General features: G+C 64.0%; 22 protein-coding genes and 1 pseudogene. 14 read left to right on the top strand and 9 right to left on the bottom strand.

The window, feature by feature from the left end; all coding sequences use genetic code 11:
* The first annotated feature begins 180 nt into the window (after window positions 1–180).
* From radA to EOB49_RS09095, 6 genes are all read left to right on the top strand, one after another.
* Entirely contained in the window at window positions 181–1584 is a 1404-nt protein-coding gene (radA, locus tag EOB49_RS09120) for a DNA repair protein RadA (protein ID WP_013532526.1), read from the top strand.
* A 63-nt stretch (window positions 1585–1647) separates the two neighbouring features.
* Window positions 1648–2298 (top strand): CvpA family protein, encoded by a 651-nt coding sequence (locus tag EOB49_RS09115; protein WP_127380776.1) that lies wholly within the window; start codon window positions 1648–1650, stop codon window positions 2296–2298.
* Between the two features lie 104 nt (window positions 2299–2402).
* Window positions 2403–3872, top strand: coding sequence for an amidophosphoribosyltransferase (gene purF, locus EOB49_RS09110; RefSeq protein WP_013532528.1), 1470 nt, complete (start codon window positions 2403–2405; stop codon window positions 3870–3872).
* A 44-nt stretch (window positions 3873–3916) separates the two neighbouring features.
* On the top strand, window positions 3917–4657 hold the full coding sequence (locus tag EOB49_RS09105) for an SDR family NAD(P)-dependent oxidoreductase (RefSeq protein WP_127380775.1): 741 nt from the start codon (window positions 3917–3919) through the stop codon (window positions 4655–4657).
* A 136-nt stretch (window positions 4658–4793) separates the two neighbouring features.
* Window positions 4794–5423, top strand: coding sequence for a hypothetical protein (locus tag EOB49_RS09100; RefSeq protein WP_127380774.1), 630 nt, complete (start codon window positions 4794–4796; stop codon window positions 5421–5423).
* Window positions 5424–5588: 165 nt separating this feature from the next.
* The gene (locus tag EOB49_RS09095) at window positions 5589–5810 is read left to right on the top strand and encodes a hypothetical protein (protein ID WP_013532531.1); all 222 of its coding nucleotides are present in this window, start codon (window positions 5589–5591) and stop codon (window positions 5808–5810) included.
* 3 nt (window positions 5811–5813) lie between these two features.
* Here EOB49_RS09095 and EOB49_RS09090 read toward each other — a convergent pair whose 3' ends face one another.
* Complete coding sequence (locus tag EOB49_RS09090) at window positions 5814–6320, bottom strand: OsmC family protein (protein WP_127269953.1); 507 nt, start codon at window positions 6318–6320, stop codon at window positions 5814–5816.
* Window positions 6321–6523: 203 nt separating this feature from the next.
* On the opposite strand from EOB49_RS09090, the gene aguA reads away from it, so the two are divergent.
* Together aguA and EOB49_RS09080 are read left to right on the top strand one after the other, a co-directional pair.
* Window positions 6524–7630, top strand: a complete 1107-nt coding sequence (gene aguA, locus EOB49_RS09085; protein ID WP_127321130.1) for an agmatine deiminase — start codon at window positions 6524–6526, stop codon at window positions 7628–7630.
* A 45-nt stretch (window positions 7631–7675) separates the two neighbouring features.
* Entirely contained in the window at window positions 7676–8770 is a 1095-nt protein-coding gene (locus EOB49_RS09080; protein WP_127321131.1) for a polyamine ABC transporter substrate-binding protein, read from the top strand.
* Between the two features lie 21 nt (window positions 8771–8791).
* Here EOB49_RS09080 and EOB49_RS09075 read toward each other — a convergent pair whose 3' ends face one another.
* Window positions 8792–9541, bottom strand: a complete 750-nt coding sequence (locus EOB49_RS09075) for a helix-turn-helix transcriptional regulator (RefSeq protein WP_127321132.1) — start codon at window positions 9539–9541, stop codon at window positions 8792–8794.
* A 105-nt stretch (window positions 9542–9646) separates the two neighbouring features.
* On the opposite strand from EOB49_RS09075, the gene EOB49_RS09070 reads away from it, so the two are divergent.
* From EOB49_RS09070 to EOB49_RS09060, 3 genes and pseudogenes are all read left to right on the top strand, one after another.
* The gene (locus tag EOB49_RS09070) at window positions 9647–11164 is read left to right on the top strand and encodes an alpha/beta hydrolase (protein WP_127380773.1); all 1518 of its coding nucleotides are present in this window, start codon (window positions 9647–9649) and stop codon (window positions 11162–11164) included.
* Between the two features lie 175 nt (window positions 11165–11339).
* Window positions 11340–12227 carry a DMT family transporter gene (locus EOB49_RS09065; protein ID WP_127321134.1) on the top strand — a complete coding sequence of 296 codons (888 nt, stop codon included), beginning with the start codon at window positions 11340–11342 and terminating at the stop codon, window positions 12225–12227.
* 60 nt (window positions 12228–12287) lie between these two features.
* A pseudogene (locus EOB49_RS09060) lies at window positions 12288–13213 on the top strand (DMT family transporter).
* Between the two features lie 133 nt (window positions 13214–13346).
* Here the strand turns inward: EOB49_RS09060 and EOB49_RS09055 are convergent.
* A complete protein-coding gene (locus EOB49_RS09055) occupies window positions 13347–14201 on the bottom strand; it encodes a LysR substrate-binding domain-containing protein (RefSeq protein ID WP_127380772.1) in 855 nt (284 codons plus the stop codon).
* 113 nt (window positions 14202–14314) lie between these two features.
* Between EOB49_RS09055 and EOB49_RS09050 the strand changes: the two genes are divergently transcribed.
* Both EOB49_RS09050 and EOB49_RS09045 read left to right on the top strand, forming a co-directional pair.
* The gene (locus tag EOB49_RS09050) at window positions 14315–14722 is read left to right on the top strand and encodes a 4-oxalocrotonate tautomerase family protein (protein WP_127380771.1); all 408 of its coding nucleotides are present in this window, start codon (window positions 14315–14317) and stop codon (window positions 14720–14722) included.
* A gap of 123 nt (window positions 14723–14845) precedes the next feature.
* Entirely contained in the window at window positions 14846–17068 is a 2223-nt protein-coding gene (locus EOB49_RS09045; RefSeq protein ID WP_127380770.1) for an AMP-binding protein, read from the top strand.
* A gap of 27 nt (window positions 17069–17095) precedes the next feature.
* Here EOB49_RS09045 and EOB49_RS09040 read toward each other — a convergent pair whose 3' ends face one another.
* The 6 genes from EOB49_RS09040 to EOB49_RS09015 all read right to left on the bottom strand — a co-directional run bounded on the left by EOB49_RS09040 (window position 17096) and on the right by EOB49_RS09015 (window position 23290).
* Window positions 17096–17842, bottom strand: a complete 747-nt coding sequence (locus tag EOB49_RS09040) for a phosphatidylcholine/phosphatidylserine synthase (protein ID WP_245472600.1) — start codon at window positions 17840–17842, stop codon at window positions 17096–17098.
* A gap of 75 nt (window positions 17843–17917) precedes the next feature.
* Complete coding sequence (locus tag EOB49_RS09035) at window positions 17918–18616, bottom strand: phosphatidylserine decarboxylase (protein WP_127268237.1); 699 nt, start codon at window positions 18614–18616, stop codon at window positions 17918–17920.
* Window positions 18617–18900: 284 nt separating this feature from the next.
* On the bottom strand, window positions 18901–19248 hold the full coding sequence (locus EOB49_RS09030) for an antibiotic biosynthesis monooxygenase (protein WP_127268238.1): 348 nt from the start codon (window positions 19246–19248) through the stop codon (window positions 18901–18903).
* 107 nt (window positions 19249–19355) lie between these two features.
* Window positions 19356–21236 carry an ABC transporter ATP-binding protein/permease gene (locus EOB49_RS09025; RefSeq protein WP_127268239.1) on the bottom strand — a complete coding sequence of 627 codons (1881 nt, stop codon included), beginning with the start codon at window positions 21234–21236 and terminating at the stop codon, window positions 19356–19358.
* A gap of 22 nt (window positions 21237–21258) precedes the next feature.
* A complete protein-coding gene (locus tag EOB49_RS09020) occupies window positions 21259–21591 on the bottom strand; it encodes a metalloregulator ArsR/SmtB family transcription factor (RefSeq protein WP_127380768.1) in 333 nt (110 codons plus the stop codon).
* Between the two features lie 226 nt (window positions 21592–21817).
* The gene (locus EOB49_RS09015; protein ID WP_127380767.1) at window positions 21818–23290 is read right to left on the bottom strand and encodes a LysM peptidoglycan-binding domain-containing protein; all 1473 of its coding nucleotides are present in this window, start codon (window positions 23288–23290) and stop codon (window positions 21818–21820) included.
* Between the two features lie 126 nt (window positions 23291–23416).
* Between EOB49_RS09015 and EOB49_RS09010 the strand changes: the two genes are divergently transcribed.
* Window positions 23417–24028: a TIGR00730 family Rossman fold protein gene (locus tag EOB49_RS09010; RefSeq protein WP_127380766.1), complete on the top strand. Its 612-nt coding sequence runs from the start codon at window positions 23417–23419 to the stop codon at window positions 24026–24028.
* The last annotated feature ends 106 nt before the right edge of the window (window positions 24029–24134 follow it).

Below are 24134 nucleotides of genomic sequence, written 5' to 3'. Positions count from 1 at the left end.
TGCCGGACATCTCCCCCTCCAGGGGGGAGATTGGATGTCATCGATCCTTTCGCCAATTTTTGGCGTTGAAAAGAAGGCGCAAGGGCTGAAGCTGCAAATCTCCCCCCTCGAGGGGGAGATGGCCGGCAGGCCAGAGGGGGGCGCTGCCCCGCCAGCCTGTCACCACGTGGCGTTCCTCTAATGGCCAAATCCCGGGTCCAATTCATCTGCCAGAGTTGCGGATCGGTGCATCAGCGCTGGGCCGGCAAATGCGATGCCTGTGGCGAGTGGAACACGCTGGTCGAGGAAGGCACGTCCGGCGGCATCGGCTCAGGACCAGCCAACACGCGCAACGCCCGCAAGGGACGCGCGGTGGTGCTGACCACGCTGTCCGGCGATATCGAGGACGCGCCACGCATCATCTCGGGCATCGGCGAACTCGATCGCGCCACCGGCGGTGGTTTCGTGCGCGGTTCGGCGCTGCTGGTCGGTGGCGATCCCGGCATCGGCAAGTCGACGCTGCTTACCCAGGCGGCCGCGGCACTGGCGTCAAAAGGACACCGCATCGTCTATGTCTCGGGCGAAGAGGCGGTCGCGCAGATCAGGCTGCGGGCGCAGCGGCTTGGCGTCGCCTCCTCTCCGGTGGAACTTGCCGCCGAGACCAATGTCGAGGACATCCTGGCGACGATCGCCGACGGCAAGCGGCCTGATCTCGTCATCCTGGATTCGATCCAGACGCTGTGGACCGACCTTGCCGATTCGGCGCCGGGCACCGTTACCCAGGTGCGCGCCGCCGCCCAGGCGATGATCCGCTACGCGAAATCCACGGGTGCTGCGATCGTGCTGGTCGGCCATGTCACCAAGGAAGGCCAGATCGCCGGGCCGCGTGTCGTCGAGCATATGGTCGACGCCGTGCTCTACTTCGAAGGCGAAGGCGGCCACCATTACCGCATCCTGCGCACGGTGAAAAACCGTTTTGGCCCGACCGACGAGATCGGCGTCTTCGAAATGTCGGACAAGGGCCTGCGCGAGGTCGCCAATCCGTCCGAGCTTTTCCTTGGCGAGCGCCATGCAAAATCGCCCGGGGCCGCGGTTTTCGCCGGCATGGAGGGGACAAGGCCGGTGCTGGTCGAGATCCAGGCACTGGTCGCACCCTCCTCGCTCGGCACGCCGCGCCGCGCCGTCGTCGGCTGGGACGGCGCCCGACTGTCGATGATCCTGGCGGTTCTCGAAGCCCATTGCGGGGTGCGATTCGGCAGCCACGATGTCTATCTCAATGTCGCCGGAGGCTACCGGATTTCGGAGCCCGCGGCCGATCTGGCAGTGGCGGCCGCCCTGGTTTCCTCGCTCACCGGTCTTGCCCTTCCCGCCGATTGCGTCTATTTCGGCGAAATCAGCCTTTCGGGCGCCGTGAGGCCGGTTGCGCATGCGCAACAGCGCCTCAAGGAAGCCGAAAAGCTGGGTTTTGGAAGCGCGGTTCTGCCCTCGGGCAGCGGGGAACTGGCAGGGGGGATCGGGGCCGGTTCTTTCCAGCCGACCGAGCTTGCCGACCTCGTGGCACGCATAGCCGGCTCACGCCGAAGCCGCGTGGACGAAGAAGATTAGAGCATCGGACCCAGAGCCCGATGTTCCGCGCTATAATGCGGCTCATGGAGTGGGGCGAAAGACATGCCGATTACGCTGCTTGACGGAATTCTCGTCGGCTTCACTCTGGTCTCGGCGATGCTCGCCATGGTTCGCGGCTTTTCGCGCGAAGTCCTGTCCGTCGTCTCCTGGGCAGCGGCGGCAGCGGCGGCGTTCTTCTTCTACAAGCCGGTTGTGCCTTACCTCGCGCCCTACATCGAGAATGAAAAGATCGCCATGGCGGCCGCCGCTGGCGTCGTCTTCATCGTCGCGCTGATCGTCGTCTCGGTCATCACCATGAAGCTCGCCGACTGGATCATCGATTCCCGAATCGGCGCGCTCGACCGTACACTGGGTTTCCTCTACGGCGCCGCGCGCGGCATCCTGGTCGTCGCCGTCGCCCTGCTGTTCTTCAACTGGCTGGCTGGCGCCAAGGCACCGGCCTGGGTCACAGAGGCCAAGTCGCGACCGCTGCTCGAGCAGATCGGCGCCAAGCTCGAAAGCCTGCTGCCCGAGGATCCGGAAAACGCCATTCTCAAGAAACTCAATCCGAATCAGCCGGCCGCCGAGACACCAGCTGCTCCGGACGCACCGGCTGCGGATGCTCCGGCGGGCGGCGACGATGCCAACACGCCGGCGCCTGACGACAATGACGCAACACCTCCGGCCAACAACGCTCCGGCACCGGCAAACTGACGCCGAAAACGGCGTCAGGATCTGACGATAGTGTGAACGACCGCCCGGCCCGCGTTGCTTTCGGCGCGAACCCGCATTATATGGCGATTTTAGCGGAGCTTAAGATGGCAGACGCAGACGACGTGCTTTCCGCCGAGGCCGACGACCATTTCCACGACGAATGCGGTGTGTTCGGCATTTTCGGCCGGCAGGACGCGGCAGCCATCGTCACACTGGGCCTGCATGCGCTGCAGCATCGTGGCCAGGAAGCGGCAGGCATCGTTTCCTATGACGGCAGCCAGTTCCATGTCGAACGCCATGTCGGCCTGATCGGCGACACCTTCACCAAGCAGCGCGTCATCGACAGCCTGCAAGGCAACCGCGCCATCGGCCATACGCGCTACGCCACCACCGGCGGCGCCGGCATGCGCAACATCCAGCCCTTTTTCGCCGAATTGGCCGATGGCGGCTTCGCCGTCGCCCACAACGGCAATCTGACCAACGCCATGACCGTGCAGCGCGCGCTGCAGAAGCAAGGCGCGATCTTCTCCTCCACCTCCGACACCGAGACGCTTTTGCACCTCGTCGCCACCAGCAAGGAGCGCGACCTCAACTCGCGTTTCATCGATGCGGTGCGGCAGGTCGAGGGCGCTTTCTCGCTGGTGGCGATGACGGCCAAGAAGATGATCGGTTGCCGCGATCCGCTCGGCATCCGGCCGCTGGTGCTCGGCGATCTCGACGGCGCCTGGATCCTGGCCTCCGAAACGTGCGCGCTCGACATCATCGGCGCGCGTTTCGTTCGCGACCTGAAGCCCGGCGAGATGGTCGTCGTCACGTCCAAGGGCATCGAGAGCCTGTTCCCCTTCGAGCCGCAGAAGACCCGCTTCTGCATCTTCGAATATGTCTATTTCGCGCGGCCGGATTCCTCGGTGGAAGGCCGCAACGTCTATGAGGTGCGCAAGCGCATCGGCGCCGAGCTGGCGGTTGAAAGCCCGGTCGAGGCGGACATCGTCGTGCCGGTGCCGGATTCGGGCACGCCGGCGGCGATCGGCTTCAGCCAGGCCGCAGGCATTCCCTTCGAGCTCGGCATCATCCGCAATCATTATGTCGGCCGCACCTTCATTCAGCCGGGCGATTCGATCCGCCACATGGGCGTCAAGCTGAAGCACAATGCCAACCGCCGCATGATCGAGGGCAAGCGCGTGGTGCTGGTCGACGACAGCATCGTGCGCGGCACCACCAGCCAGAAGATCGTGCAGATGGTGCGCGACGCCGGCGCCAAGGAGGTGCATATGCGCATCGCCTCACCGCCGACACGCGCCTCCTGTTTCTACGGTGTCGACACGCCGGAGAAATCGAAGCTCCTGGCATCGCGCATGTCGATCGAGGAGATGGCCGAGTTCATTCGCGTCGATTCGCTCGGCTTCCTCACCATTGACGGGCTCTACCGCGCGGTCGGCGAGGCCAGCCGCGACAACGACCAGCCGCAATTCTGCGATGCCTGCTTCACCGGCCAGTATCCAACCCGCCTGCTCGACTTCGAAGGTCACGACAATGTGCGCACGCTGTCGCTGCTGGCGACGAGCGGGACGTAGGCCGGACCGCCATCAGCGTTAGTCAAATTCCCGGAATCCATCGCATGACCCTCGACCTTTCCGGCCGCGTTGCGGTCGTCACCGGCGCCTCGCGCGGCATCGGCTATTTCATTGCCAAGGAATTGGCTGCCGCCGGCGCGCATGTCATTGCGGTGGCGCGCACTGTCGGAGGACTGGAAGAGCTCGACGACCAGATCAAAGCGGCCGGCGGCCAGGCGACACTGGTGCCGCTCGACCTCGCCGACATGGCCGGCATCGACCGCCTGGGCGGCGCCATCCACGAACGCTGGGGCAAGCTCGACATTCTCGTCGCCAATGCCGGCGTGCTCGGCGTCATCTCGCCGATCGGTCATGTCGAAGCAAAAACCTTCGAGAAGGTGATGACCATCAACGTCACCTCGACCTGGCGGCTGATCCGCTCCGTCGACCCCCTGCTGCGGCTCTCCGACGCTGGACGAGCGATCATCCTGTCTTCCAACGCAGCGCACTCGGCGCGTGCCTTCTGGGCACCCTACGCGGCGTCCAAGGCCGCGGTGGAGACGATGATGCGCTCCTGGGCGCATGAGACGCAGAGCCTGCCGCTCCGGGTCAATGCCGCCGACCCCGGCGCCACCCGCACCGCCATGCGTGCCCAAGCAGTGCCGGGCGAAGATCCCGAGACGTTGCCGCATCCCTCCGAGATCGCCAGACGCATCGTGCCGCTGGCCAGCCCGGACCTGAAAGAGACCGGATTGATCTTTCAGGCCAAGCACAATCGGTTCGTCGCCTATCGCCAGCCGGAATAAAACTTGAGCCTTTTTTGACGCATGTCGGTTTTCCAAAAACCGTTGCATACTTTTAGGCGACATGCGTAGGGATTAAACAGGCCTCCGGCAACGTTTCTTCTGATGTAACCCGTCGAAGACCAACCGGAGGACCGACATGCGTAAACTGCTTCTCGCCACCGCCGCCACCCTGATCGCAGCCGCGGGCGCCGCTTACTCGCAAGATGCCAAGATGAGCTTCTTCGTCACCAGTGTCGGTTCCGGCAAGGGTGCCGACCTCGGCGGCCTCAAGGGCGCCGACGCGCATTGCGCGTCGCTGGCGGAAGCCGCCGGCGTCACCGGCAAAAGTTGGGCCGCCTATCTGTCGACCAGCGACACCGACGCCCGCGACCGCATCGGCAAGGGGCCATGGGTGAACGCAAAGGGCGTCAAGATCGCCGACGATGTCGCCTCGTTGCACAGCGATGCCAACGGCATCACCAAACAGACAGCGCTCAACGAGAAAGGCGAAGCGGTCAACGGCCGCGGCGACACGCCCAACCGCCACGACGTGCTGACCGGCTCCAAGCCCGACGGCACCAAGATCGCCGACCAGACCTGCGGCGACTGGACGATGAGCGGGGCGGAAGGCGCCGCGATGATGGGCCATCATGACCGCGCCGGTCTCGACGATTCGGCAGCGGCCAAATCCTGGAATTCCTCGCACGCCTCGCGCGGCGGCTGCAGCCAGGAGGCGCTCAAGGGCACCGGGGGCGATGGCTTGTTCTATTGTTTTGCCACCAACTGAGCCGATTGCGCTTCGAAATCGGGCTGGAAACCCCCGTCACATCACGCGGCTGTGATGTGACGGCGGGAAGCTGTGCGGCGGTCAGGCTTTCGTCATTTCCATGGAGTTGGTAGGGTCACAGCGACTCCCACAACAGCGCCCAACTGGCAGAACAAGGAAATCCCCATGGCTACGACCGCAGCAGCGTTGGTCTGGTATCTGGTAATCGCCGGCCCGCAAGGCGGCATGGTCGTGCTGCCCAGCACCTTCGACAAACGCGAACAGTGCACCGCCGCCATCACCGAATATCAGAAGCAGCCGACACCGGCCGGCTGGTCGGTGCAATGCGTGCCGAGCGCCTCGCCCTTCACTGACGAGGGCGACGCCGAAGAACCGTCGGCGCAGTAAGCATCAGCGGCGTGCGCTCACCGTCAGCTCGGGCTTCTGGCTGATGGTCTGGAATACCACGCAATAACGCTCGGTCAGCTTCAGAAGCGAGTCTACCCGCTCCTGCGGCTCAGCGGTGTCGAGGTTGAAATTGAGCCGGATGGCGCGAAAGCCGACCGGTGCATCCTTGGCGACACCGAGCGTGCCGCGAAAATCGAGATCGCCTTCGGCCTCCACCGTGGCGGCGCCGAGCTTGAACTCGAGCGCCGTCGCCACCGCCTTGAGCGTCACCCCGGCGCAGGCGACCAAGGCCTCCAGCAGCATGTCGCCCGAGCAGAGTTCAAGCCCTGAGCCGCCTGTTGCCGGATGCAAGCCGGCGATGGCGAGCGCCCTGCCCGTCTCCACCTTGCAGGCAACCGACTGGTCATCGATCGAGCCCTTGGCGCGAAGCGTGATCAGAGCCTGCGAAGCATCGTCACGGTAGGCCTGCTTCAGCGGCGCCTGCATGGCCTTCAGTTCGGTCGCATCCATCCGCTTTCCCCTTTCGTCGACTGCTTGCGTCACCGGCATACGCCGTCCGGTCGAGATTTGCGCCGATCACCGTGGCAAGGCAATGCCGTTCCGCAACAGGAGACAGCGGTCAACACCGATATCCCAAATGGGACATTGACGGACAAGGTCCCAAAAACGTCTGATCCGGGCAAGTCATCACTCCATTTCCCGGCGGTCCCAAGATGCCCCGTACCCTCTCGACAAGGCCGAAACAGGATGGGTTTCGCGCGCCCGGCGAATTCGAACCAAAGTCAGGCTGCTGGCTGATCTGGCCGGAGCGGCCGGACACCTGGCGCCTCGGCGCCAAGCCCGCGCAAAAGCTGTTCGTGGATGTCGCCGCGGCGATCGCGCAAAGCGAGCCAGTGACGGTGGCGGCCTCCGCTCGCCAGTGGCAGAATGCCCGAGCGCGATTGCCCGGCCATGTGCGCGTCGTGGAGATGTCCACCAACGATTCCTGGCTGCGCGACAGCGGTCCCAATTTCGTCGTCAACGATCAAGGCGGCGTGCGTGGCGTCGATTGGATCTTCAACGCCTATGGCGGTTTTGACGGCGGCCTCTACGCGCCATGGGACCTCGATGATCTGGCAGCGCAAAAAGTGCTCGAAATCGAGAACATGGATCGCTACCGCGCACCGCTGATCGCCGAGGGCGGCGGGTTGCAATGCGACGGCCAGGGCACCCTCATCACGACGGAGCAATGCCTGCTCAACCGAAATCGCAACGCTCATCTCGGCAAGGCCGAGGTGGAGCGCCAGCTTGGCGACTATCTCGGTGTCGACACCGTCATCTGGCTGCCGCGTGGCCTTGCCTTCGACGAAACCGACGGCCATGTCGATGACGTCTGCTGCTTCGTGCGTCCCGGCGTGGTCGTGCTGAGCTGGACCGACAATCGGGAGGACCCGCAATACGAGATTGTGCGAGAAGCCGAAGAGGTGCTGCGTTCGGCCCGTGATGCGCGTGGCCGCGCACTGGAGATCCACCGGCTGCCGCATCCCCTGCCGATCGAGATGACGCCGGAAGAAAGCGAGAGCGTGGACCGGCTGGATTCGACCTGGGCGCGACCGGCCGGCAACCGGATCGCGGCGAGCTACATCAACTACTATCCGGGCAACAGCGTCGTGGTGGTACCGCAGTTCGGCTGCGATCTCGATGTGAAGGCCAAGCAGACGCTGGCCGAGCTGTTTCCCGACCACAAGATAGTCGGCATCGAGAACTCACGCGAGATCCTGCTGGGTGGCGGCAATGTCGCCTGCATCACCTTGCCGGTCTATGCCCCGCAACGCCGTTGAGGGACGGGGCATGCCGAAAACAGACAGCGGACACGGAGGACATTTATGCGCGCTCTGATCTTCTCAACCCTGCTTGCCTGCGGCATCTGCGCAAACGCGGCTTCGGCTGACGAGGAAAAGATCGTCAACGTCTACAACTGGTCCGACTACATCGCGCCGGACACCGCCGAGAAATTCGAGAAGGAGACGGGCATCAAGGTTCGCTACGATGTCTATGACGGCAACGAGGTGCTTGAAACCAAGCTGCTCACCGGCGGCTCGGGATATGACGTGGTCTACCCCTCAGCCTATCCGTTCCTGAAGAACCAGGTGAAGGCGGGGGCGTTCCTGGAACTCGACAAATCGAAGCTTGCCAACCATTCGAAGATCGATCCGCAGGCCTTGGCGCTGATCGCGGGCGCCGATCCGCAGAACCTGCATGCCGTGCCCTATATGGCCGTCACCGACGGCATTGGCTACAACGTCGCCGCGGTGAAGCAGCGGCTGCCGGACGCGCCGACGGATTCCTTCGCCATGGTCTTCGACGTGGACGTGGTCAAGAAGCTCTCCGATTGCGGCGTGGCCATGATCGATGCGCCGGCTGAAGTCATCCCGATGGCGATGAACTATCTTCACATCGACCCCAAATCGACCAGTCCCGACGACCTCGCCAAGGTCGAGGACCTGATGGGCAAGGTGCGGCCCTACATCCGCTATTTCCATTCGTCGAAATACATCAACGACCTCGCCAACGGCGACATCTGCGTGGTGTTGGGCTGGTCGGGCGACATACTTCAGGCAAGGACCCGTGCGGCGGAATCCGTGAAGAAGCTGGAGATCGCCTATTCCATCCCCAGAGAAGGCACGCTCATCAACTTCGATACGATGGTGGTGCCGAAAGATGCGCCGCATCCCGACAACGCCCAGGCCTGGATCAACTTCAATCTGCGGCCCGATATCGCCGCGGCCAATTCCAGCTATGTCTCCTATGCCAATGCGATACCGGAATCCCTGCCGCTGATGGACAAGGCGATAGCCAGCGATCCCGGCGTCTTTCCGCCTGATGCCGTGAAGGCCAAGCTGTTCGTGGTCGACAACAACGACCCAAAGCTGCTGCGATCACAAAACCGCATGTGGACGCGCATCGTGACTGGGCAATAGAGCCGGCGGAAGCCGTCAGGCTCAAGCGGCTTCGCGGAAGGCCGCCAGCAGCTCGACCTGGGAGTGCACGCCGAGCTTGCGGTAGATCTGCTTGATGTGGTTGCGGACGGTGCCGGGCGAGACGGCGAGGCTTCGCGAAATCGTCTTGGCGTTGCCACCCTCGACCAGATGCCGCGCAACCTCGGCCTCGCGCCTGCTCAGCCGCGAGCGTCCGTCACCGATTGCGGCGCCCTTGTCCCGGGAGCGGCACAGATGAAGCAATCTTTGCAGAATGAGCCTTGTCGCGCTGCTTGCCGCGCAAGCCATCTCCAGATCCTGATCGCCAAAGGCCGGTGCCCCGTTTCGCCGCAGGAAGGTGACATAGCCAGCGGTCAGCCCGTCGAGATTGAACACGCCGGTGATCTCGTCGAAACTGTCGGAAGGGCCGAAGAATTCGCGATAGTAGGGGGTACGCTGGAAGTCGCCATTGCGGAGTGCCGACAGCGGCAACAGGAAATCCTGTCTTGTGCTGGCGAACCTCTGGAAGAAGGGATCCTGGCGATACAGTCGTGCATCGTAGTCGCGGTTCCAGCGATCGGGGCCGGCATCGTCGATGGTCAGGGATGTGATGTCGCGACGGTAAAAGCCGACATAGGCGCGGTCGGAGCCAAGCAGTCCGCTCGCCGCCGCTGTGAAGCGAGCGGACAATTCTTCGGGCGTTGCAGCCATGGCCGCGGCGGCGACACCACCGCTCCAGTGTCCAAACCGATCGAGAGAGATGTTCGACTGCATTCCGGCTCACATTAGCGCAAGCCGTTGCAGGTTCAAGACAGCCATTTCCTTTGACTTCGATCCTCTCGGCCATACCTATGCGGGAGTCGTTCTCGCGGAGCCATCATGCTGGTCAAGCTGAAACTGATCTTCCTCATCCTGCCGATGCTTGCCGTCCTGGCGCAGCCCGTCCTGGCTGAAACGGCGGAGCGGCCGGCACCTGCGGGCGGTGTGCTGTCCCTGCTGCCGCCGCCGCAGACCACCAACCATTCGATCGCACTGGCCGGGCGCAAGCTGGATTACCAGGCAAAGGCAGCGACCCTGTCGCTGCTGTCGGGCAACGGCGACGTCACGGCGGAGATCTTCTATGTCGCCTACACGCTGGAGCCGCCGGCGAGCGTGGCCAAAGACCCGCAGCGGCCGATCACCTTCGTGTTCAATGGCGGCCCTGGAGCAGCGTCCGCCTATCTGCATCTCGGCGCACTCGGTCCACGGATAATCGCGACGGGAGCCGATGGCGAACTCCTGCCCTCACCGCAAAGACTGATCGACAATCCGGACAGCTGGCTCGACATGACGGATCTCGTCTTCGTCGATCCGGTGGGGACCGGCTACAGCCGCGAGGCACCGGGGCAGGACACGCGCGATTTCTGGGGCGTCAACCAGGATGCCAGCTCGATTGGCGCCTTCATCCGGCTCTATCTCGCGCAGAACGGCCGCACCGGGTCGCCGCTGTTCCTCGCCGGCGAAAGCTATGGCGGGTTCCGCGCGGCGCTGCTCGCCAGGACATTGCAGGAAGATATTGGCATCAGTCCGAACGGCATCGTGCTGATCTCGCCGGCGCTGGAGTTCACGCTGGTGCAGCCCGACGAATTCGAGCCGCTGCATTGGGCGCTCGAACTGCCGTCACTGGCGGCGGTGCGGCTACGCACCGAAGGCGTCAGCGGCGATGCATTGCGGGAGAAGCTGGCCGAAGTCGAACATTATGCGATGGGCGATTACCTTACGGCAATCACCAGCGGACTGGATCAAGGCAGGCGGCTGGCGAGCCAGCGCGTCGCTGAGATCACCGGCCTGCCACTCGATTTGGTGCAACGGAACTCCGCTCGCATCCCCACCGGCCTGTTCGCAAGGGAATTCGCTCGCGCCAGCAGCAAGGTGCTCAGCCCTTATGACGCCACGATCGGCACAGCCGACATCGCGCCTGAGAGCGCCCGCACCGCCGGCCCGGATCCGGTGCTCGACCGCAGCGTGCCGGCGCTGACGTCGGCGTTCGTCGGCTATATCCGCGAAGAGCTGAATTTCCGCACCGATGTCAGCTATCGGCTGCTCAATGGCGAAATCAGCCACAAATGGGATTACGGGACCAGCGCCTCGCGGCAAGGCTATGCCGGAGTGATGGACGATCTGCAGCGCGCACGCTCACTGAACCCTTCGCTTGGTGTCGTGATCGTCAACGGCTACACCGACCTGGTCACGCCTTACCTCGCCTCGCGCTACCTGGTGAACCAGATCCCATCGCTCGCCGATGCCAAGCCTATCCGCCTCGATGTCGTCGAGGGCGGGCACATGATGTATTTCAGGTCCGACGGCCGACGCGCGCTGAAAGAAGCCGCTTCGGAGCTTTACCAGGCGACGCAGTAGGCTTGGCGACAGTGCAGCTCGGCATGGACCCCTGCCCCAACATAACCAGCGGGCTGGCGTAGCGCCGCAGCGATTTTCGCCCTTATAGCTTGGTGCCGAGGGAACTGAATTCACAGCTCCTCGTGTCGCTCCTCACAGCATTCTGCCGCTCCGGCAATTTGGTCCCACGCGCCTTATGGCCGATATCGCCATTCTCGAAACACGCGAGCGGGTGCTTGCAGGCATCCTGCTGACCGGTGCGGCCTATTTGCTGTTTTCGACACAGGATGCTTCGATCAAGCTGTTGGTCGTCGGCATGAGCGTCTGGCAGATCATGTTCTTCCGCAGCATTGCCATTCTGGGCGCGTGCGCGGCGATCGGCGGACGACAGTTGTTTGCCGACACGATGCGCTCGCCGATCGTGCGGCCGATGCTGGTGCGCAGTGCCTTCACGCTTGCTGCGTGGCTCTGTTACTACAACGCCGCGCGCAGCCTGCAGCTCGCCGAGCTGACCACCGTCTACTATGCGGCCCCGATCATCGTCACAGTGCTTTCAGTGTTCCTGCTCGGCGAAAAGGTGCCGATGCTGCGCTGGCTGGCGGTGCTGATCGGCTTTGCCGGCGTGTTCGTCGCTTGCGATCCGACCCATCTCGGCCTGTCCGTGCCGGTGCTGCTGGTGCTGGCGGCGGCCTTCTTGTGGGGCATCGCCATCGTGCTCTTGCGCAAGACCGCCCTTGCCGAGCGCTCGATGATCCAGCTCCTGCTCAACAATTTCTATTTCCTGCTGTTTTCGGCGGTGCCGGCATTGTTGTTGTGGCGTACACCGGACGGGGCTCAGTTGCTGCTGCTTGCCAGCGTCGGCGCACTCGGCGGCCTGGCACAATATCTTCTGTTCGAAGGCATGAAGCGCACACCGGCTTCGGTCCTCGCGCCGCTGGAATACACCTCGCTATTGTGGGCATTCGCACTCGGCTTTGCCATCTGGGGCGACGTGCCGCGCCGCGAGGTGTTCCTGGGCGCTGCGCTGATCGTCGCCGCCGGCCTGTTGATCGTCGGCACCGAGCATTTCCGCAAACGGCTATAATGTGCATGGCCATGACTGCTGACACTACGATGTCAGGACCAAGCGGCGTAGGCTGGCAGCATGACTGAGATTGCAGCTACCATCGACACTGCGGCAGAGCGTACGCTCGGCATCATCCTGGTGTCGTCATCGGCGGCAGTGTTCGGCCTGACGGGCGTGCTGACCAAGTCGATCCATGCCGACCCGCTGACCATCATCTGCTGGCGCGGCTTTGTCGGCGCCATCCTGATCAGCTTCTATGTGCTGTGGCGGCGTCACCGTTCCGGCAACCGCGAGAAGCTGCGGCTTGGCTGGCGCGGCTGGCTGCTGGCGGTAGAGGGAGCTCTGGCCAGCATCGCCTTCATCTCGGCGTTCAAGTTCACCTTCGTCGCCAATGTCGCGGTCATCTATGCCACAGCACCTTTCGTCACCGCGCTGCTGGCCTGGGTTCTGACGCGCGAACCCTTCCGGTTGCAGACGATGGTCGCCGCCGCCGTGTCGCTGTGCGGCGTGGCGATCATGGTCTGGTCCGGCTTCGGCACCGGCAATCTGTTCGGCGACGGACTGGCACTGCTGATGACCATCGGCAGCGGCCTCTACATGATCATGGTGCGCGCGTTCCGCGACACGCCGGTGGTGTGGGCCGGCGCGGTTTCGGCGTTCCTGCTGTTCGTGCTCGGCTGGTTCGTCACCGATCCGCTGGCGGTTTCGCAAGGGATGCCGTTCTGCTCGCCACGTTCGGCGCGTCCTTTGCGTTGTCCTCGATCCTGTGGACGGAGGGCGCGCGGCTCATCCCGCCGGCCGAATCCGGACTGCTCGGCTCGGCCGAAGTGCCGTTCGCGATCCTGTTTGCCTTCCTGTTCCTGGGCGAGATTGCACCAGCCGCCAGCATGATCGGCGGCGTCATCGTCTTGTGCGCGGTGTTCGCCCATGCGGGGCGGGATTGGCTGAGGGCCCGCTCGCAACGCATGGCCGGCCCGCAACGCGTGGCGTCAAATATTCCTTAAAAAAGTGACACAGTCACGGAACCATCATCCGGGTCAGGCATTATGGGTGCGACGGGCCATCCCCAAGTCCCCCCAAACCCCTCGGCCCGTCCTACTCCAAGCCGACCGTAAGGTCGGCTTTTTCTTTGGGCATTCAGCCCGACAAGGCAAGGTTGCCGCTGAGAAGGGCCGCCAGATCGCCCGCCGGACCATCGGAGCCAGCGCGCAACCGGATGGCGAACTCAGCCATTGGAACCTGCGGCAGGCCAAGCTCGCGCGGCGCCTCGACAATGCCGGAATGGGCAAAGCGAGCCGTTCGCAGCGTCAGCGCGACACCGGCGTTCACCGCCGTGCGCAGGCCGGCCAGACTGGCGCTGCCGGCAGCGATGCGGTAGCGCCGGCCGGCAGCATCGAGTGCGGCAAGTGCTGCCTCGCGAAAACCGCAATACGGATCGAGCAGCGCCAGCGGCAGTTCCTCCTGCCGCGAAGCCAGCCCTTTTTGCGAACACAGCCATATCATCGGCTCGCGCAGCACGCCGACCTCGTCCAACGCCGCTGCCTGTCGCATGACGATCGCCAGATCGAGGCCGCCAGACTGCAGCGCCTGCGCCAGCTCGGCGGAACGGCCGACCCGCAGTTCGATCCTGACGCGCGGATGACTGACGGCGAAGGCACGCAGCAGATCCGGCAGGCCGCTGTCGGCGAAATCCTGCGTCGTGCCGATGGCGACGCGTCCGGCAGCCCGGGCGCCCTTCAGCGCCAGCCATGCCTCGCGATGGGCGGCAAGAATGCGCCTGGCGTGGCCGACGAGGTCTTCGCCTGCAGGGGTCAAGCCGCGCCCTCGCCCTTGCGGCGCCAGCAACGGCTCACCGACGATTTCCTCCAGCCGCTGCATCTGGGTGGTCACCGCCGAGGGCGAACGGCCGATGCTTGCAGCCGCCTGGGCCAGTGAGCCGCTGTCGACGAAAGCGAGGAAGGTTCGGAGCAGATCGGGATCGAGGGTTTCCATACTTCGATGCTATCGAATCTTCAATTAAAAACAATTCGATTTTTTTGATCTAAAGATGGTGGCATGGCTGTTTCAACGGCAATCGGACGCCGCTCAAGCCAAGGAGAAGAAAAATGCCCATCATCAACATCAGCGTCACCGGCAAGCCCGACGCGGCTCTTTCAGCCAGCATCGCAAAGGAGATCACTGAAATCACCGCGACGCAGCTGCGCAAGGACCCGACGATCACGGCAGTTACCGTGTCCTATGTCGATCCGCAGCACTGGTTCGCCGGCGGCAAGTCGCTGGCCGAGCACGGCACCAGCACGTTCTGGCTTGATATCAAGGTGGTCGACGGCACCAACACCAAGCTTGAGCTGGAGGCCTATCTGAAGGCGATTTTCGCGGCCTTCGGCCGTCTGCTGGGCGGCGTGCACGAGGAGAGCTACGCCTTCGTACATGAAGTGCCGGCAGCCGCTTACGGCTATGGCGGCAAGACGCAGGAATTTCGTTTCATCAGTGGACGGCTGCAGGCGGCATGACAAGCAGCTTCCCGCACCAAGGGAAGCAAAAGCTCCGCATTGACCTTGCTCCCACATCGTCTAGGTTCTGGCCGAAGCGGCCGCAAAGAGCCGAGATGCTAAGAACGTTGGGAGAGACGCGGCATGATCCTGACACTGGCGCTGCTTGCGGGTCTTGTTCTGGCCTGGCTGCTGATCGGCGTGGCGGAAAAATTCCGCCTCGGCCTGCGCTTTACCCAGGCGCTGCTCTATGTGCCGTTCAAGCTCGCCTACCGGATCGCCGACAGCCGTATCAGGATCGCCCGCAAGGCGCAGACTCCAGTCATCTACGTCATCTCGCATCAATCGCGCTTCGAACCGGCGCTGATGCTGTCGCTGCTGCCGGAAGACACGCTGCATATTCTCGATGAGGTCTCGGCGCGCTCGCCGTGGCTCGAACCTTGGCGAGAGCTTGGCCGTACCATCGCCTTCAACGCCGAACATGTCTTCGTCAGCCGCCGGTTGGTGCGGGTGCTGAAGGGCAAGGGCCGGCTCGCTGTCTATCTGCCGGATGCGGTCGAGCCTGATGTCAAGACGTTTCGGCTGTTTCGTGCAGTCACCCGCATCGCCATGCAGGCCGATGCCAAGATCGTGCCGATCTTCGTCGGCGGCGCGCGCGGCCTGCCCGTGTCGCTGACACCCGCGGACAAGGCGCCACGACACTGGTTTCCGCAGCTGTCGATCAGCGTGCTGGAACCTATGACCATCGCCGAACTGGTGGCGCGCAACCCCGATCAGGCCTCGAACACCAACGCGCTGTTCGACCGTGTCGCCGAGGCGCGGCTCTTCGGCACCAACCTCGATCGTGGCCTGTTCCTGGCCATGCGCGATGCCGCCGACCGCGTCGGCGCTTCGCATACCATCATCGAGGACGTGATCTCCGGGGCGCTGAGCTACCGCAAGCTGTTCATCGGCGCCCGCGTCCTGGGCAGGCGCTTTGAGGCGGTGACGGCTCCGGGCGAGGCGGTCGGCGTGATGCTGCCCAATGCCAACGGCGTCGTGCTGTCGCTCACCGGCCTTCTGTCGGCCGGCCGGGTGGCGGCGATGATCAACTATACGGCCGGACCGGCGAGCGTCACCGCGGCCGTGCGCACGGCGGTGATAAGGACCGTGATTTCCTCCCGCGCCTTCGTCGAGAAGGCCGATCTGGCCGATATCGTCGCGGCGGTCGAAAAAGGCGGCGCCAAGCTGCTGTGGCTGGAGGATGTGCGGGAGAGCGTTACCGCGCTGGACAAGCTTGCCGCCGCTCTGCTGTGGCGCTGGCCGCTGCAGCGGCAGGATGCGGCGAAGCCGGCCGTGATTCTGTTTACCTCGGGCTCGGAAGGCACGCCGAAGGCGGTCGTGCTGTCGCACAAGAACCTGTACGCCAACGCCATGCAGGCCGAGGCGCGGATCACCATCTCGCCGGCCGACATCCTGCTCAACGTGCTGCCGGTGTTCCACTCCTTCGGCCTGACGGGCGGCACCATCCTGCCGCTGGTCACCGGGGTAAAGCTGTTCCTCTACCCCTCGCCGCTGCACTACAAGATCATCCCCGAGGTTGCGCGCAAGGTGAAACCGACCATCATGTTCGGCACCGACACGTTCCTCGCCAACTACGCGCGCACCGCCAAGGACGGCGATTTTTCCAGCCTTCGCTTCGTCGTCGCCGGCGCCGAGGCGGTGAAGCCGGAAACCCGCCGCGTCTATCGCGAGCGCTTCCAGGCCGAGATCATCGAAGGTTTCGGGCTGACCGAGGCGGCACCGGTGGTTGCCGTCAACACGGCAATCCATGGCCGCGATGGCACGGTCGGCCGGCTGCTGCCTGCCATGCGCATGAAGCTGGAGCCGGTCGAGGGCATCTCCGACGCCGGCCAATTGTGGCTCGACGGACCGAACCTGATGATGGGCTACATGACGTCGGACCGCCCCGGTGAGTTGCAGCCGCTGACCGGCTGGCACGATACCGGCGACATCGTCGCCGTCGACCGCGAGGGCTTCATCACCATTCGCGGCCGCGCCAAGCGCTTCGCCAAGATCGCCGGCGAGATGGTGTCGCTGGGGGCGGTCGAGATGCTGGTGCAGTCGCTGTGGCCGGAGGAGCGCCACGCGGCTGTGGCGGTGCCGGACAAGAGACGCGGCGAGCGCATCGTGCTGGTCACCACCGCCGACGATGCCAATCCCGACGAGTTGCGCAAATTCGGCAAACAGGCGGGCGCCGCCGAACTGATGGTGCCGAACGACATCGTCAAGGTGGAGGAAATCCCGGTGCTGGGTTCCGGCAAGACCGACTATGTGTCGACGAGGAAATTGGCGATCGACAGGCTGGGGCTCGGCGTCGCGGCCTGAGTTGGATCAAGCACTTCTGCGAATTTTCTAACCTATATCGGAGGGCGGCACTTTCTCGCCCTCGCGCTTGGCGCGCTTCGAATAGGCGCGCACGCTGAATGGCAGGAAGATCAGGTAGCCGGCGACCGAGGCGGTCAGCGTGTACCAAGGATAGGTCATCAGCAGGAGCACGTAGAGTACGACACCGAGGATGATCGGCAACACCCTGTCGCCCGGGATCCTTAGGGTCTTGCCGGAATAGACCGGCAGCCGGCTGACCAGCAGGAAGGCGACCAGGATGGTGAAGCCGGTGGCGACGAAGGCGGCGGGGCGACTGGGCTCCAGCCCTGTGCGCAGGAAATAGAGATAGAGCGGCAGCATCACCAGCACGGCGCCCGCCGGCGCCGGCACGCCGACGAAATATTCGGACTGCCATATGGGGCGATCGCCCTTCTCGTCGTCGAGCACGTTGAAACGGGCGAGGCGCAACCCGCACGCGATGGCGAACAGCAGTGCCGCGATCCAGCCCGGCGAGCCGGCGCGGTCGAGCAGGAAGGCATAGAGCACCAGAGCCGGGGCAACGCCGAAATTGACGATGTCGGCCAGCGAATCCATCTGAGCGCCGAATTTGGAGGTCGCCTTCAACATCCGCGCCAGGCGGCCGTCGATGCCGTCGAGGAAGGCGGCAAGCAGCACCATCACCACCGCCGGCTCGAAGCGGCCTTCGAAGCCGAAGCGGATGCCGGACAGGCCGGCGCAGATGGCGAGCACGGTGACCAGATTGGGCAGCAACATGCGCATCGGGATTTCGCGGATGCGCGGACCGCCGCTGGCATGGGCCTCGAACTTTTTGTATTGCGTGCCCACCGGTCAGGAAACCCGAACAAGAGGCGTGCCGGCAACACCGCCGAATTCAGCCAGCACGGTTTCGCCGCCAACCGCCGTCTGGCCGACGGCAACGCGCGGCGTGGCGGTCAGGGGCAGGAACACATCGACACGCGAGCCGAAGCGGATCAGGCCAAAACGCTCGCCAGTGCCGATTGAGCCGCCGGCCTCGGCCCAGCAGACGATGCGGCGCGCCACCAGGCCGGCGATCTGGACGGCCGCGACCGTGCCGTTGGGGCTCTCGATGACCAGGCCGTTGCGCTCGTTCTCGGTGCTTGCCTTGTCGAGTTCGGCATTGAGGAATTTGCCCGGCCGGTGCTCGATTTTCGCAATACGGCCGCGCACCGGGGCGCGGTTCACGTGGCAGGAGAAGACGTTCATGAACACCGAGATCCGGGTCATCTCTGCATTGCCGAGGCCGAGTTCGCGCGGCGGCACGGCGGGTCCGACCGCCGAGATGATGCCGTCGGCGGGGCTGACCACCAGGCGGTCATCGACCGGCGTGACGCGCTCGGGATCGCGGAAGAAATAGACGCACCAAGCCGTCAGGATCAGACCGATCCAGAACAGGATCGAGGAGAAATAGCCGAGGAAAAGCGTCGCCGCGCCAAAGGCCGCGATGAAGGGATAGCCTTCGCGATGGATCGGTACGAATGCGTTCTTGACCGTATCGACAAGGCTCATCGGGTGTAAACGGGCTCCGTTTCAGGTGGGGCCTCAATAGCCGAAAGCCCCCCTCGCCGCAACGCAACAATAGGGAATGCCGTATTGGGTGCGCCGGCAGGGGTCGCGATCCGCTTGCCCGGTCAGTGTCGTTGTCGGCAGAATTCGGGACACCGACGGTTCAAGGCGCGGGAAAAGGTTGCCCGTCCATGATCCCAAATCCCAAGACGTTCTGAAGCCCGTACCGGCCAGGTGCTCAAAGTCGAAGCGCCGGCACCTGGCATCGGTTGGCCGTAACGGCTTTTCTAAAGCCCCGGAACCCGCTGATAGTTGGCGATGTCGGCGCGCACGCCGAGCCGGGCGATCGTCTCGTGCGGGTTGAAAGCGATGCGCTCGTGCGCGGCCTTGACGATCGGCACGACGTTGTCGATGGCTGCCTGGCTTTCCCATTCGACGATGGTCACAAGGTTGAATTCGCCCGGCCCTGAGAATTGCTCAAGCAGGAAATCCTGCACAAAGCCCTGTTGCAGGCGCAGCAATTCATGCGTTGTCCTGACCTTGGCGAGTATCTCCTCGCGGGCGGCGGCAGGCACAACGAATTTGTCCACCCTGAACACGCTGCGGCCGTCAACGCTCTGATTTGTCTTGCTCATTTCGATTTCTCCGTTCCTGGATCATGGTGTTTTTGGGCTCCAGGAACGGCCTACAATCTCAACTTATGTTGAGGTCAAGCGCAAAAATCAGGTCATGCGCCGAACTTTCAATTCACCTCCGACGTTCGCCGACGAACGACAACGCCAAGCTCGTCGCCCTCGCGGGCGATGCGTAGGCGCTCTTCGGCTTCGGTCGCCTCGCGCTGGCGGTCCCACATCGAGGCATAGAGGCCATGCTTGCGCATCAGCTCGGCATGGGTGCCGCGCTCGGCGATCTGGCCGTCCTGCAGCACGATGATCTCATCGGCCGTGATGACCGTCGACAGGCGGTGGGCGATGACGATGGTGGTGCGGCCACGGCTGACCAGATCGAGCGCGGCCTGGATCTCCTGCTCGGTGTGACTGTCGAGCGCCGAGGTCGCTTCGTCGAGCATCAGGATCGGCGGCGCCTTCAGGATGGTGCGGGCGATCGCCACGCGCTGCTTTTCGCCGCCCGAAAGCTTCAGCCCGCGTTCGCCGACCATCGACTTGTAGCCGTCAGGCAATCGCTCGATGAACGGACCGATCTGGGCTAGTTCAGCGGCTTTCTGCATGTCCTCCTCGCTGGCTCCGATGCGGCCGTAGCGGATGTTGTAGGCGATGGTGTCGTTGAACAGCACCGTGTCCTGCGGCACCATGCCGATCGCGCCACGCAGGCTCTCCTGCGTCACGTCCCTGATATCCTGGCCGTCGATCAGCACCTGGCCGGACTGAACGTCGTAAAAGCGGAACAGAAGCCGCGAGATGGTCGATTTGCCGGCACCCGAAGGCCCGACAATGGCGACGGTCTTGCCGGCCGGCACCTCGAAGCTGATGCCCTTCAGGATCTTGCGGTTCGGGTCATAGGAAAAATGCACGTCGCGGAACTCGACCTTGCCGGCGCTCACGGCGAGCGGCCTGGCATCCGGCTTGTCGACGATCTCCTGCGGCACATCCAGAAGGTCGAACATCTGCTCGATGTCGGTCAGCCCCTGGCGGATTTCGCGGTAGATGAAGCCGATGAAATTGAGCGGCACCGACAGCTGCATCAGCATGGCGTTGATGAAGACGAAGTCACCGACCGTCTGCGTGCCGGCCTGCACTTCAAGCGCCGACATGCACATGACGATGACGGTGCCGAGGCCGAAGATGATGCCCTGGCCGAAATTCAGCCAGCCGAGCGAGGTCCAGATGCGCGTCGCGGCGACCTCGTAGCGTGCCATGGAGCGGTCGAAGCGCTCGGCTTCCATGCTTTCGTTGTTGAAATATTTGACCGTCTCGTAATTGAGCAGCGAGTCGATCGCCTTGGTATTGGCGTCGGTGTCGCTGTCGTTCATGTCGCGGCGGATCGAGATGCGCCAGTCGCTGGCGCGCACCGTGAACCAGACATAGACCCAGACGGTGACCGCGACGACGACCACATATTTCCAGCCATAGGTGTAGGCGAAGATGCCGGTGGTCAGCGCGAATTCGAGGATGGTCGGCGCGGTGTTGAGCATGATGAAGCGCACGATCGTCTCGATGCCCTTGGTGCCGCGCTCGATGATGCGCGACAGGCCGCCGGTGCGACGCTCCAAGTGGAAGCGCAGCGATAGTTGGTGCATGTGAACGAAGGTGCGGAAGGCGAGCTGGCGCACCGCGTATTGGCCGACGCGGGCAAACAGCGCGTCGCGCAGCTGATTGAAGCCAAGCTGCACCAGGCGCACGACATTGTAGGCGACGACCAGCATGACCGGCGCCAGCAGAAATGTCGGCAGCGGTGGTACCGATTTGGAGTCGCCGGCCAGCGCGTCCGTTGCCCATTTGAAGAAATAAGGACCGGCGACCAGCGTCAGCTTGGCGACGACGAGCAACAGCGTCGCCCAGGTGACCCGGGCTCTCAGATCGGCGCGGTCCGCCGGCCACATATAGGGCCACAAATTGAGCAGCGTCTTGAAGGTCGAGGAGTCGGAGACGGTTTTTTCGGCCATTTTTGGCGCCTTCTTCTTATTTTCAGCGGCCGCAGCAGCAGGAATTGACGAGGGCGGCCACCGATGCAGAAACATCGGCGAGCGCGGCACGGTCGATCGCATAGCGCGAACGCTGGCGATCGGGCTCGAAGCGAACCAGCCCGGCTTCGACCAGTATTTTCAGATGTTGTGACACGGTGGACTGCGCCAGATCGAACCGATCGACGACTTCGCGGCAGTAGCAGGAGTTGCTTGCGGACAAGTATTTCAGGATTTCGATCCGAGCCGGGTGCGAAAGTGCTGCCAGCCGGGTGGCAACGGCTCGGCTGTCCGGGGTGCAGCCAGGTGCGTTTGTTTCCATAAGGGATTCAGTCATCGTCCATCGGCGATAGACGATGAGCAGGTCTGCGGCAAGCTACCCCGATGGGTAGAGCGACCTAATCTCCCCCCTTGAGGGGGAGATGTCACCAAAGGTGACAGAGGGGGTCGGTGCGTCCTGACGCGACGTCGTTTGGAGAAAAGAGAAGGTCGGCGCTTCACGCGCGACGACCCCTCTGGCCTGCCACCTCCCCTCAAGGAGGGAGATTGGCCAATCGCCAACCCTACTGCGTCTTGGCCGGCGCTGTCGTTGCCTGCTCGCCCATCGCCTTGAGGTCGGCGGCTTCGCCTTCCTTCGACTTTTCCGGGACCTTGAACACCTGCCCCGGCCAGATGCGGTCGGGATCGCTGATCTGGTCCTGGTTGGCGAGGTAGATGGTCGAGAAGCGCACGCCATGGCCATAGACGCGCCGTGAAATCCGCCACAGCGTGTCGTTGCGGCGGATGATGACGGCGCCGTCGGCATGTTCAAGTTTGGGCGCCACGGTCTCGGGCACATCGTTAGGCGGCGTCGCCTCCGCCACAACGGCCGGAGCGTCGGTGGCGGGAGCAGGCGTCGTGGCCGGAGCCGTTTCGGCCGCGGCCGGCGCCTCGGCGGCGGCCGGTGCGGCCGGCTTGGGCTGAACGGGCTTCGGCGCAGAGGGTGCCACGGCGGCGACCGCTTCGCCCGGCTCGCGCTCGAACGGCACGGCTGCGCGGGCCACAACTGTCACACCGTCGGTATCGAGGCCGTCGACACGGATTGTGTAGCTGCCGACCGGAATGTCGCGGGTCGCCTCGACCAGGAAATGACCGTCCGTCGACGTTTGCGCATCACCGAGCAGGATGTCGTTGGCATAGGCGCGCACCTTGCGGCCGGCATCGGCGAGACCGGCGACAAAGATCTTGCTGCCGTCGATCTCGACCGCCTCGACGACGATCTTGGGCTCGGTCACGCCTGCAGCGGGCGGCGTCGCCGGCGCTGCAGGAGCCGGTGCTGCTTCCACCACGGCAGGTGCTGGGGCGGCTGGTGCCGGAGCAGTTGCGGGCGCTGCGGCTGCGGGAACAGCCGGCGCGGCGGCCTGAGCAGCCGGCTTTGCCGCGGGCGCGGGAACGGTCAGCAATTCGGCCGGCTTGCCCGGCTCCTCGACCATGGCCAGCACCTGGCCGGCCGCATCCTTGGGAACCGAAACCACGGCGGTCTGCACCGAGGGCGTTACGACATCGCCCGTGGTCGCGCGCAGCGCGATCGTATAATCACCGGGCTTCAGCGGATCGTCGAGAATGATAACGAAGGCGCCATCGGGACCAGCGACCGTCGAGCCAAGCACCGTCGAGCCGTTGAGGATCTCGACCTTGGCGTTGGGCGCCGCATTGCCGGCGACGACAATCGAGCCATTGCTTTCGACGCGCACGACATCGAAGGACGGTGCGACCGGACCGGCCGCAGCCGGCGCCGCCGCGTCCGCGGCCGGTGCGGCCGGTGCCGTTGCCTGGGGCACCGCGGCGGGAGCCGCAGGGACCTCCGCGGCGGGCAGCCGCGCTTCGGTGCCGGGGTCGGCCGATTTTGGCGCTGCGGGCGGCGTCTGCGCCGCCACTTGCGCCGGCGGCATGGGATTGAGATACGGGTCGAGTGCGCCCGATACATAGGCGGTTCCCGCGGCCGCGACGGTCCCACCCGCCGCGAACAGGAACGCCTTCAGTGGATTAATTGCCATACTTCCCTACCCCTTAGCCACCTAACGCCGGTCTAGCCTGTTTTATCAATACCGACAAGAAAAAGCCCGGACTTGTTAACTCTTGGGGCTTGACCCGGCTTTCAGACCCAATCACCAATCATCGGCATGAACACGATTCGATCCGTCTGCGTCTATTGCGGCTCGTCTCCGGGCCGCGATGAAACCTATATCAAGGCCGGACACCTGCTCGGACGCTCGATTGCCAAAGCGGGACTGCGGCTGGTCTATGGCGGCGGCACCAAAGGCATCATGGGCGCTGTCGCCGAAGGCGCGCTCAAGGCCGGCGGCAAGGTAACGGGCATCATTCCGCGCTTCCTGATCAACAAGGAAGCGAGCGAAACCGCGCTTGACCGGCTCGATGAACTCTTGATCACCGACAACATGCACGAGCGCAAGCACAGGATGTTCGAGAAATCCGACGCCTTTGTGGCGCTGCCGGGCGGGATCGGCACGGTCGAGGAGATCGTCGAGATCATGACCTGGGGACAGCTTGGCCATCATCGCAAGCCGATCGTCTTCGGCAATGTCAAAGGATTTTGGGATCCGATGCTGGCGCTGCTCGATCACATGGCCGCCGAAGGCTTCATCCACACCGCACAGCGGGTCAAGCCGCTGGTCGTCGACGACCCCGAAGCGATCGTCGCCGCCATCATGGTGGCAGGATCGTCCGTCGATGCTCCGACCGAGGGCGTGCAGTCGGTGATCGACAAAATGTAGGGGAGTAAGGGAATAGGGCAGTAAGGCAGTATGTGAATTGCCTGGAGTGTCCTGCCCTACTGCCCTACTGCCCTACTGCCCTACTGCCCTACTGCCCTACTGCCCT

The sequence above is a fragment of the Mesorhizobium sp. M7A.F.Ca.MR.148.00.0.0 genome (genome assembly GCF_003997735.1).
Lineage (GTDB): Bacteria > Pseudomonadota > Alphaproteobacteria > Rhizobiales > Rhizobiaceae > Mesorhizobium.
The sequence above is the reverse complement of the archived record's forward strand: the minus strand, read 5'-3'. Positions and strand labels throughout refer to the sequence as shown.